Raw genomic sequence first — 10347 nt, forward strand, 5'->3', positions numbered from 1 at the left:
GCCGGGCTTGGGGCCGGGCCGGGGCTTGGCGGCCTTGGCGGCGGCTGGCCGCCTCGTCGGCGCGGGGCGCTTTCTCGGCCGGCGCGGGCGCGGCCGGGGCCGGGCGCTGCGCGAACCATTCGTCATAACCGCCCACGTAATCGCGCCAGCGGCCTTCGCCTTCCCAGGCGATGGTCTGCGTGACCACATTGTTCAGGAAGGCGCGGTCGTGGCTGACCAGCAGCACGGTGCCGGCGTATTCCTGCAGCAGCTCTTCGAGCAGTTCCAGGGTTTCGATGTCGAGGTCGTTGGTGGGTTCGTCCAGCACCAGCACGTTCGCGGGGCGGGCGAAGAGCCGGGCCAGCAGCAGGCGGGCGCGCTCGCCGCCCGACAGGCTGCGCACCGGCGAGCCGGCGCGCGCGGGCGAGAACAGAAAGTCGCCCAGGTAGCTCATGACGTGCTTGCGCGCGCCGCCGATCTCCACCCATTCGCTGCCGGGGTTGATGATGTCCACCAGCGCGGCGTCTTCGTCGAGCTGGGCGCGCATCTGGTCGAAATAGGCCACCGAGACATTGGTGCCGAGGCGGGTGGCGCCGCTGTCGGGCTGCAGCTCGCCCAGGATCAGCTTGAGCAGCGTGGTTTTGCCCGCGCCGTTGGGGCCGATGATGCCGATGCGGTCGCCGCGCAGGATGGTGGTGGAGTAGTCGTTCACTACGATCTTGTCGCCGAAGCGCTTGCTGACGTGGTCCAGCTCGGCCACCAGCTTGCCGGAACGCTGGCCTTCGGCCAGCGCCAGCGAGACGTTGCCCACGCGTTCGCGGCGCTCGGCGCGCTCCACGCGCAGCCGCTCCAGCCGGCGCACCCGTCCTTCGTTGCGGGTACGGCGCGCTTCCACGCCCTTGCGTATCCAGACTTCTTCCTGGGCCAGCAGCTTGTCGAACCGCGCCTGCTCCAGGCGTTCGGATTCCAGCCACTGGGCTTTGCGTTCCTGCCATTGCGTGAAATTGCCAGGAAAGCTGAGCAGTCGCCCGCGGTCGAGCTCGACGATGCGGGTGGCGATGGCGTCCAGGAACCGGCGGTCGTGCGTAATGATGACGGCCGCGCCGCGCCAGGCGCGCAGCATGTCCTCGAGCCAGGCGATGCCTTCGAAATCCAGGTGGTTGGTAGGTTCGTCCAGCAGCAGCAGGTCGGGCTCGTCCACCAGTGCGCGTGCCAGGGCCACGCGCTTGCGCGTGCCGCCCGACAGGCCGGCGATCTGCGCGTCGGCCGGCAGGCCGAGCTTTTCGAGCGTGGCGCGCACGCGGGAGGGGCGCTGCCAGTCTTCGTGTTCGGCGCCGGTGTTGCACACGACGTCGAAGACCGTGGCGTTTTCGTCCAGCTCGGGTTCCTGTTCGACCGTGGCCACGCGCAGGCCCGAGGCGCGCGAGATGTCGCCGTCGTCGGGCTGGGTGCGGCCGTCGAGCAGCTTGAGCAGCGAAGACTTGCCGGCGCCGTTGCGGCCGATGAGGCCGATGCGTTCGCCTTCCTGGATGGAGAAGTCGGCATGGTCCAGCAGGGGATGGTGCCCGTAGGCGAGCTGGACGTCGGTGAGGGTGATGAGGGTTGCGAGCGCCATGGGAATCGGAAATCTGCTTTTTTGCGTGTCAGCGCGTATTGTCGCAGGAAGGCACGGCTGTCCGGCCGGCGCGGGTCCATCGAGGGCCGCGCCGCGCGCGCAGGGGGAGGGATCTCATGGGGCCGCATCGGGCCGGATCGCATGCGGGGACGGGCCGGGATGCTGTACTACAATGGCAGCCGCAAGGCGGGTCGGGCAATCGCGGGGGAGAAATTCCCTCGAGGAAGGTCCGGACTCCACAGGGCAGGATAGCGGCTAACGGCCGTCCGGCGGCGCTTTCGGGCGTCGCCGAGGAACAGGGCCACAGAGACGAGTCTGCGGGGCGGGCGCGCATCGCGCGCACAGGTACGGCCATCTCCGTATCGCGCCGGCCGGCGACGGCGGGCGGCATCGCAGGGTGAAACGCGGCAACCTCTATCCGGAGCAACATCAAATAGGCATGCGCACGGCCTTCGGGCCGGAAAGGGCGGCTCGTCCGAGCATGCGGGTAGATGGCTACAGCGGCTCAGCAATGATCCGCGCAGAGGAATGATTGCCCGCCGGGGAAACCCGGCGTACAGAATCCGGCCTATAGACCCGTCTTGTCACCGTTTTTGCCCGGACGGCATTTCCGGCCGGCGCGGATGGCGTCCGGATGCCATCCGCCGGTCCGCCAGCCGCAAACTCCCCATGCTGCCGGACTAAATCCTCGCGCCCAAGGCGAGACGAGTCCCGCATTAGCGCCTACTTCTGAAGAAGGACTTTTAGAGTGTGACGCAACCTCCTGATTTATTGGGAGGTTTTTCTTTTTTGCCTTTTACAAATTGCTCTAAGTCCTTGTTGTGATTGAAAAAATTGCAACCGCGCGCTTGACCGCCCCTGCCCCTTCCCGTAGAGTGGAAAAAAGTAGGAAATTGTGCAATTAAGTGGGGTAAAAGTGGTGTTTCAGGGAAGCAGCGCGCTCACGCTGGATGCCAAGGGTCGGATCTCCATTCCGACCCGGCATCGTGACGCGCTCATCGCGCAGGCCGAAGGCCGCCTGACCCTGACCCGCCACCCCGACGGCTGTCTGCTGGTCTACCCGCGGCCGGAATGGGAAAAGAAGCGCGAGCAGATCGCCGCGTTTCCCATGTCGGCGCGCGCGCTGCAGCGGCTGTTGCTCGGCAATGCTCAGGACGTGGAACTGGACAGTTCGGCCGTGTGCTGATCGCTCCTGAACTGCGCAACGCTTCCGGTATGACGCGCGACGTGATGCTGCTCGGCATGGGCTCTCACTTCGAGCTGTGGGATGCCGCTACCCTGGCCAGCCGCGAGGCCGAGGACCTGGCCAAGGGGATGCCGGACGTGTTGAACCAGTTTTCGTTCTGAAACAGCTTATGGAATTCGAACACCGGCCCGTCCTGCTGGAGCCGACGGTGGACGCCTTGTTGCTGCCGGAGTTCGGCGGCAAGGGCGCGAGCCGCGCGCAGCCCCGGCAGGCGAGCGATGCCGCACGGCGCGCCGAGGAAGGCGTGTTCGTGGACGGCACGTTCGGGCGGGGCGGGCACAGCCGCGAGCTGCTGGGCCGGCTCGGGCCGCGCGCCCGGCTGGTGGTGTTCGACAAGGATCCCCAGGCGATCGCCGCGGCCCGCGAACTGGCCGCCCGGGATGCCAGGGTGACGGTGGTGCATGGCGGATTTGCCACCATGGCCGAAGAGTTGGCGCAGCGCGGCATCGAGCGGATCGATGGCGTGATGCTGGATCTGGGGGTGTCGTCGCCTCAGATCGACGATGCCGGGCGGGGCTTTTCCTTCATGAAGGACGGCCCCCTCGACATGAGGATGGACACCACTCGTGGACCCACGGTGGCGGAATGGCTGGCGCAAGCCAGCGTGGATGAGATGCGGGAGGTCATAGCAGATTATGGCGAAGAACGGTTTGCTTTTCAGGTTGCAAAGGCGATTGCTGCTCGCCGCGCAACAAGGCCGCTGCGCTCCACGCTCGAGCTTGCCGAGTGCGTCGCCGGCGCCGTCCGCACTCGCGAAAAGGGCCAGCATCCGGCAACACGCACCTTTCAGGCTCTACGGATTTACATCAATCGGGAACTCGAAGAGCTCGCGCGCACCCTCGCGTCAGCTCTAGACCTGCTCGCCCCGGGGGGAAGGTTGGCGGTGATCAGTTTTCATTCGCTTGAAGACCGCATGGTCAAGCAGTGCATCGCGGCGGCGGCCAGGCCGGCTGCCGCGCATGCGCGCCTGCCCCTGCGCGAAAGCGAAATGCCCCAGCCCGTGCTGCGCTCCCTCGGGCGCGTGGTGGCCGACGACGCAGAAGTCGCCGGCAATGCGCGCGCGCGTTCGGCGGTCTTGCGCGCGGCCGAACGCACCGACGCCCCGCTGCCGCCGGAAGGCGCGCCGCGTTCGTGAAAACCGGCGCGCTGCCCGGCAGCGATGCTTCCGCCCCGCGCCGGGGCAAGGGAGGGCGCCGCTGATGGGTCGTCTCAACCTGATCGTGGCCGCCCTGCTGATGCTGTCGGCCATTTCCCTGGTGACCAGCCGCTACCAGTCGCGCCAGCTCTTCATCGAGCTGGGCCGCGACCAGGCCCAGGCGCGCGACCTCGAAGTCAACTGGCGCCGCCTCCAGCTCGAGCGCGCCGAATATGCGCGCAACGCCCGCGTGGACGCCATCGCCCGCGACGGCCTGAAGATGATTTCCATCGTTCCGGACCGCACGCTCTATATCAATCAGGCGCAGGCGAGCCAGCCGGCGGCGCCCGCTCCGGCCGGAGGCGCGCAATGAAGCGCGTGCCTTTCTTCGACAATCCCGTGCTGCGCGGGCAGCTTCCCGCCTGGCGCGCGCGCCTGGTGCTGATCCTGCTGTTCTGCGGATTCGTCGTGCTGGCCGGCCGGGCGCTGTTCCTCCAGGGGCTGTCCACCGAGTTCCTGCAGCAGCAGGGCGAGCGCCGCTACGAACGCACTCTGACCCTGGCCGCCACGCGCGGCAAGATCCTGGACCGTAACGGCGTGGTGCTCGCCTCCAGCGTGCCGGCGCGCGCCATCTGGGCCATTCCCGAGGATGCCAAGCAGGCCACGCCCGCCCAGCTCGACGCGCTTGCCAAGCTGCTGGAAATGCCGGCGGCCGACCTGCGCCATCGCCTGGTGGACGAGGACAAGAACTTCGTCTACCTGAAGCGCCAGGTGGCCATGGACGTGGCCGACAAGATCAAGCAGATGAACCTGCCCGGCATACACCAGCTTGCCGAAACCCGCCGCTACTATCCTGACGGCGACGTGATGGCCCACGTGATCGGGTTCAACAGCATCGAGGACCAGGGCCAGGAAGGCGTCGAGCTGGCGTTCAACCAGCAACTGTCGGGCCGCCCCGGCAGCCGCCGCGTCATCAAGGACCGGCTCGGCCGGGTCATCGAGGACGTGCGCGCCGTCACGCCGCCCGTGGACGGGCGCGACCTGCGCCTGTCCATCGACACGCGCCTGCAGTATCTCGTGTTCAAGGAGCTGAAGGACGCGATGGAAAAGCACCAGGCCAAGGGCGCGACCGCCGTGGTGCTGGACGTGCACACGGGCGAGATCCTGGCGCTGGCCAACGTGCCCACCTTCGACCCGAACAACCGCGACACTTTCCACGGCGTCAACCTGCGCAACCAGGCCATCACGGACACGTTCGAGCCGGGCTCCATCATGAAGCCCTTTACCGCGGCGTTGGCGCTGGACCTGGGCCGCATCACCACGAATACGCTGTTCGAAACCGGCAACGGCCGCTTCGTCTACCAGGGCAGCACCATCAGCGATGTGAGCCGCAACGGCACGCTGGACGTGGCGGGCGTGCTGCGCAAGTCCAGCAACATCGGCATGACCATGATTTCCGAAAAGCTGGAGTCCCGCGAGATGTGGGACCGCTTCACGGAGCTGGGCCTGGGCCAGGCGCCCCAGATCGGCTTTCCCGGCGCGGCGCCCGGCCGCCTGCGGCCCTGGGACCGCTGGCGCCTGATCGAAAAGGCCACCATGGCCTACGGCTACGGCCTGTCCGTCTCGCTGCTGCAGGTGGCTCGCGCCTACACGGTGTTCGCGCGCAACGGCGACATGGTGTCGCTTACGCTGGTCAAGCGCGACAGCGATCCCACCAGCGTGAAGGTCTATTCGCCCAAGACGGCGGCGATGGTGCGCGGCATGCTCGAGGCGGCCGCCGGCCCCGAGGGCACGAAGGCCGCGATGGTGCAGGGCTACCGCGTGGCGGGCAAGAGCGGCACCGCGCGCAAGATCGTGGACGGCAAGTACAGCACCCATCGGTATCGCAGTTCCTATGTCGGTTTTGCGCCGGTGTCCGATCCCCGCATCGTGGTGGCCGTGTCGGTCGACGAACCCACGGTGGGCGGCTATTACGGCGGCGCGATCGCGGCGCCGGTGTTCTCCCGCATCGTCGGGGGCAGTCTCAGATTGATGGGGGTGCGTCCCGACGCGCCCTTCGAATCCACTATCGTTGCCGGAATCAAGGAGCCAGGCAGATGAGCGCCCGGGGCTTGCGCTTTCCCCCCGCCGCCACGGCCGCCGAGGTCGTGGCGTGGTTGCATGGACGGGTCGCGCTTACCGCCGACCTGCGGCTGGACTCGCGCGACATCGCGCCGGGAGACGTCTTCGTGGCCTGCCCGGGCCTGTCCAGCGATGGGCGCCTCTATATAGACCAGGCCCTGGCCCAGGGGGCCGCCGCCGTGCTGGTCGAGGCCGGAGATGGCGAATCCGTGCCGTTGCCCGAGGCTGCGGCGCCGGTCGCCCTGCCCGTGCGCGGGCTGCGCGGACTGCTGGGCGAACTGGGCGACGCCTGGTACGGGCGGCCGTCGTCCGGGCTGGCCGTGGTCGCCGTCACCGGCACCAACGGCAAGACTTCGTGCGTGCAGTGGATCGCCCATGCGCTGAGCCGCAATGGCAAGCCCTGCGGCACCATCGGCACGCTGGGCGCCGTGCTGCCCGACGGTACGGCGCTGGGCGGCAACTTGACCACGCCTGACGTGCTGACCGTGCACCGCCTGTTGGCCGCGATGCGCGATGCCGGAGCGAAGGCGGTGGCCATGGAGGCTTCGTCCATCGGCATCGAACAGGGCCGCATGGACGGCGTGCGCGTGGCGCTCGCGGCCTTCACCAACCTGACGCGCGACCATCTCGACTATCACGGCACGATGGAGCGCTACGAGGCGGCCAAGGCCCGGCTGTTCCGCTGGCCCGGGCTGGGCGCCGCCGTGATCAACGCGGACGACGAGGCCGGCCGCCGGCTGCTGGCCGCGCTGCCGGCCGAGTTGGCCATGGGCTATAGCCTGGACGAAGCCCCCGGCGTGCCCGCGGCCATGCGCGCGCGCGGCCTGCAGGCCACGGCGCAGGGGCAGGTGTTCACCCTGGTGTCCCCGCATGGCGAGGCGCAGATCGTCACGCGCCTGCTGGGGCCGCACAACGTGTCCAATCTGCTGCTCGTGGCCGGCGTGCTGTACGAGCTGGGACTGCCCTTCGCGCAGATCGCCCGCGAGCTGGCCGCCACCGATCCGGTGGACGGGCGGCTGCAGGCCGTCGAGCCGCTGCTGCCGCCGGGCTCGGGCCCCTGCCCGCTCGTGGTGGTGGACTATTCGCATACGCCCGATTCGCTGTCGCGCGCGCTGGCCGCGCTGCGCCCGGTGGCGCAGACGCGCGGCGGCCGCCTGGTCTGCCTCTTCGGCTGCGGCGGCGAGCGCGATCCGGGCAAGCGTCCGGTCATGGGGCGCATCGCGGCCGAGCTGGCCGACCGTGTCATCGTGACCAGCGACAACCCGCGCAGCGAGTCCCCGGACGCCATCATCGCGCAGATCATGGCGGGGCTGCCCGCTTCGGCCCAGGCCGAGGTCCAGCCGGACCGCGCCCTGGCCATCGCGGGAGCCGTGTGGCGCAGCGCGCCGGAAGACGTGGTGCTGCTGGCCGGCAAGGGACACGAAACCTACCAGGACATCGGCGGACGCAAGCTGCCTTTCGACGACCGCGAATGGGCGCGCCTGGCGCTGGTGCTGCCGCATGCCGCGGGCGTGTCCACCGACACGCGCAGCCTGTCGCAGGGCCAGCTGTTCGTCGCGTTGGCGGGCGAGAACTTCGACGCGCACGACTATCTGGACCAGGCGGCGGCTCGCGGCGCCTGCGCGGCCGTGGTCGCGCGCCGCATGCCGGGCGTGCCGCTGCCGCAGATTCTGCTGGGCGACACGCGTGCCGCGCTGATGCGCATGGGGGCGGCCTGGCGCGCCCGCTACCGGCTGCCCGTGGTGGCCGTGACGGGCAGCAACGGCAAGACCACCACCAAGGAAATGATCGCGGCCATGCTGGCGGCCTGGCAGGGGCCGGAGGCCAGCCTGGCGACCGCGGGCAACCTGAACAACGACATCGGCGTGCCGCTGACGCTGCTGCGCCTCGATGCCCGCCACCGCGCCGCCGTATTCGAGCTGGGCATGAACCATCCCGGCGAGATCGCGCAACTTGCAGCCATCGCGGCGCCCACGGTGGCGCTGGTCACCAATGCGCAGCGCGAGCACCAGGAATTCATGCATAGCGTGGAGGCGGTGGCGCGCGAGAATGGCGCCTGCATCGCGGCGCTGCCGGACGACGGCGTGGCGGTCTATCCGGGCGACGAGCCGTATTCGCCGATCTGGGCCGCGCTGGCCGAGCCGCGCCGGGCGCTGCGCTTTGGCCTGCAGCCCGGGCTGGACGTGTATGCCGAGCAGATCGAGGCCGGCGTCGAGGGCACCCGCTGTCGCGTCGTCACGCCGCTGGGCATGGCCGATCTGTCCCTGCCGGTGCCGGGCCTGCACAACCTGCGCAACGCGCTGGCCGCCATCGCCAGCGCCATTGCCGCCGGCGCGCCGCTGGAGACGGCGGTGCGCGCACTGGCCGCTTTCGCCCCGGTTTCGGGCCGGATGCAGCGCAAGACAATGCGTGACGGAACATTACTTATCGATGACACCTACAATGCGAACCCTGACTCCGTTCGCGCGGCCATCGATGTCCTGGCCCGCATGCCTGGCACCCGCGTGCTGGTGCTGGGCGACATGGGCGAAGTCGGAGACAACGGCCCCGCCATGCACGAGGAGGTGGGGCGCTATGCGCGCGAGCAGGGGCTCGACGCGCTGTTCACGCTGGGCGAGGCCAGCCGGGCGGCGGCCGCCGCCTACGGCGCAGGCGCGCGCGCCTGCGCATCGGTTGACGAAGTAGTTGCCGCAATGCGCGGCATGCGCCCGTCCTGCGTATTGGTAAAGGGTTCGCGCTTTATGCGCATGGAGCGGGTAGTGAAGGTTTTTGCTTCTTTTGACGACGCGGCGCCCCAGGGGGAAGGAGAGCAGCATGCTGCTTGAGATCGCCCGGCTGCTTTCCGACGATGTGCGCGCCCTGGGCGTGTTCGAATACATCACGCTGCGCGCCGTGCTGGCGTGCGCCACGGCGCTGCTGATCGGCCTGATGGCCGGCCCGCGCGTGATCCGCAAGCTGACCGAGATGAAGATCGGCCAGGCGGTGCGCGCCTACGGCCCCGAATCGCACCTGGTCAAGACGGGCACGCCCACCATGGGCGGCGCGCTGATCCTGATTTCCATCGCCATCAGCACGCTGTTCTGGGCCGACTGGACCAACCGTTTCGTGTGGGTCGTGCTGCTCGTCACCTTCGGCTTCGGCTGGATCGGCTGGATGGACGATTACCGCAAGGTGGTCTATCGCGACCCCGAGGGCATGCCCGCGCGCCAGAAGTTCTTCTGGCAGGCCACCATCGGGCTGGTGGCCGCGGTGTACCTGGCGTTCGCGGTTTCCGCGCCGGCCAATGCCGAGCTGTGGCCGCTCTTCAAGAGCTGGGTGGCCAGCGGCTTCACCATGCCGCTGCCCACGCGCGCCGACCTGATCGTGCCGTTCTTCAAGTCGGTGAGCTATCCGCTGGGCGTGCTGGGATTCGTGGCGCTGACCTGGGCCGTGATCGTGGGCACCAGCAACGCCGTCAACCTCACGGACGGGCTGGACGGCCTGGCCATCATGCCCACCGTCATGGTGGGCAGCGCCCTGGGCATCTTCGCCTACGTGGTGGGCCGGGTCGACTATTCCAAATACCTGCTCTTTCCGTACATTCCCGGCGCGTCGGAACTCATGGTGCTGTGCGCGGCCATCGGCGGCGCGGGGCTGGCCTTTCTCTGGTTCAACGCCTACCCGGCGCAGGTGTTCATGGGCGACGTGGGCGCGCTGGCCCTGGGCGGTGCGCTGGGCACGATCGCGGTCATCGTGCGCCAGGAAATCGTGCTCTTCATCATGGGCGGCGTGTTCGTGGTCGAGACCCTGTCCGTGATGATGCAGGTGACGTGGTTCAAGTACACCAAGCGCCGCTACGGAACCGGCAGGCGCATTTTCCGCATGGCCCCGCTGCATCACCATTTCGAAGTGGGCGGCTGGAAGGAGACCCAGGTGGTGGTGCGGTTCTGGATCATCACCATGATGCTGGTGCTGATCGGTCTTTCTACCCTGAAGTTGCGATGAATACGATGGAAACCTCCCGCGCCGATGCGCCGCTCGTCCTGATCCTCGGATTGGGAGAGACGGGCGTGGCCGCCGCGCGCTGGCTCGCCCGCGAGGGCGCCCGGCTGCGCGTGGCGGACACCCGTGCCGAGCCGGGCGGTCTGGAGGCCCTGCGCGCCGCGCTGGCCGATGCGGACGTGGAATTCCGCCTGGGCTGCGACCAGTTCTTCGAACTGGCGCTGCTGGACGATGTGGACCAGGTGGTGGTAAGCCCGGGCCTGGCGCCGC

General features: G+C 68.7%; 5 protein-coding genes, 1 other RNA gene and 3 pseudogenes. 8 read left to right on the forward strand and 1 reads right to left on the reverse strand.

Going from position 1 to position 10347, the window contains the following annotated elements; translation table 11 throughout:
- A partial coding sequence (locus AD428_RS16390; protein ID WP_053245884.1) for an ABC-F family ATP-binding cassette domain-containing protein occupies positions 1–1594 on the reverse strand: 1594 nt, incomplete at its 3' end.
- 183 nt (positions 1595–1777) lie between these two features.
- Between AD428_RS16390 and rnpB the strand changes: the two genes are divergently transcribed.
- The 8 genes and pseudogenes from rnpB to AD428_RS16425 form a co-directional block, all read left to right on the forward strand.
- Positions 1778–2181: RNase P RNA component class A (gene rnpB / locus AD428_RS16430), an RNA gene on the forward strand.
- A gap of 332 nt (positions 2182–2513) precedes the next feature.
- Positions 2514–2941, forward strand: a pseudogene (gene mraZ / locus AD428_RS16395) (division/cell wall cluster transcriptional repressor MraZ).
- 8 nt (positions 2942–2949) lie between these two features.
- Positions 2950–4040, forward strand: a pseudogene (gene rsmH, locus AD428_RS16400) (16S rRNA (cytosine(1402)-N(4))-methyltransferase RsmH).
- On the forward strand, positions 4040–4348 hold the full coding sequence (gene ftsL / locus AD428_RS16405; RefSeq protein ID WP_053245886.1) for a cell division protein FtsL: 309 nt from the start codon (positions 4040–4042) through the stop codon (positions 4346–4348). The pseudogene rsmH and the gene ftsL overlap by 1 nt, the downstream one beginning before the upstream one ends.
- Entirely contained in the window at positions 4345–6075 is a 1731-nt protein-coding gene (locus AD428_RS16410) for a peptidoglycan D,D-transpeptidase FtsI family protein (protein WP_053245887.1), read from the forward strand. Before ftsL ends, AD428_RS16410 begins: the two co-directional genes overlap by 4 nt.
- The gene (murF, locus tag AD428_RS16415; RefSeq protein WP_053245888.1) at positions 6072–8921 is read left to right on the forward strand and encodes a bifunctional UDP-N-acetylmuramoyl-L-alanyl-D-glutamate--2,6-diaminopimelate ligase MurE/UDP-N-acetylmuramoyl-tripeptide--D-alanyl-D-alanine ligase MurF; all 2850 of its coding nucleotides are present in this window, start codon (positions 6072–6074) and stop codon (positions 8919–8921) included. Before AD428_RS16410 ends, murF begins: the two co-directional genes overlap by 4 nt.
- Positions 8911–10080 carry a phospho-N-acetylmuramoyl-pentapeptide-transferase gene (gene mraY, locus AD428_RS16420; RefSeq protein WP_053245889.1) on the forward strand — a complete coding sequence of 390 codons (1170 nt, stop codon included), beginning with the start codon at positions 8911–8913 and terminating at the stop codon, positions 10078–10080. Before murF ends, mraY begins: the two co-directional genes overlap by 11 nt.
- Positions 10077–10347, forward strand: a pseudogene (locus tag AD428_RS16425) (UDP-N-acetylmuramoyl-L-alanine--D-glutamate ligase); the annotation flags it as partial. The gene mraY and the pseudogene AD428_RS16425, both read left to right, overlap by 4 nt.

The sequence above is a fragment of the Achromobacter sp. DMS1 genome (genome assembly GCF_001270295.1).

Coding starts and splice junctions, on each gene's coding strand:
- AD428_RS16410 (WP_053245887.1), top strand. CDS start 4,345: ATGAAGCGCGTGCCTTTCTTCGACAATCCCGTGCTGCGCGGGCAGCTT.
- murF (WP_053245888.1), top strand. CDS start 6,072: ATGAGCGCCCGGGGCTTGCGCTTTCCCCCCGCCGCCACGGCCGCCGAG.
- ftsL (WP_053245886.1), top strand. CDS start 4,040: ATGGGTCGTCTCAACCTGATCGTGGCCGCCCTGCTGATGCTGTCGGCC.
- mraY (WP_053245889.1), top strand. CDS start 8,911: ATGCTGCTTGAGATCGCCCGGCTGCTTTCCGACGATGTGCGCGCCCTG.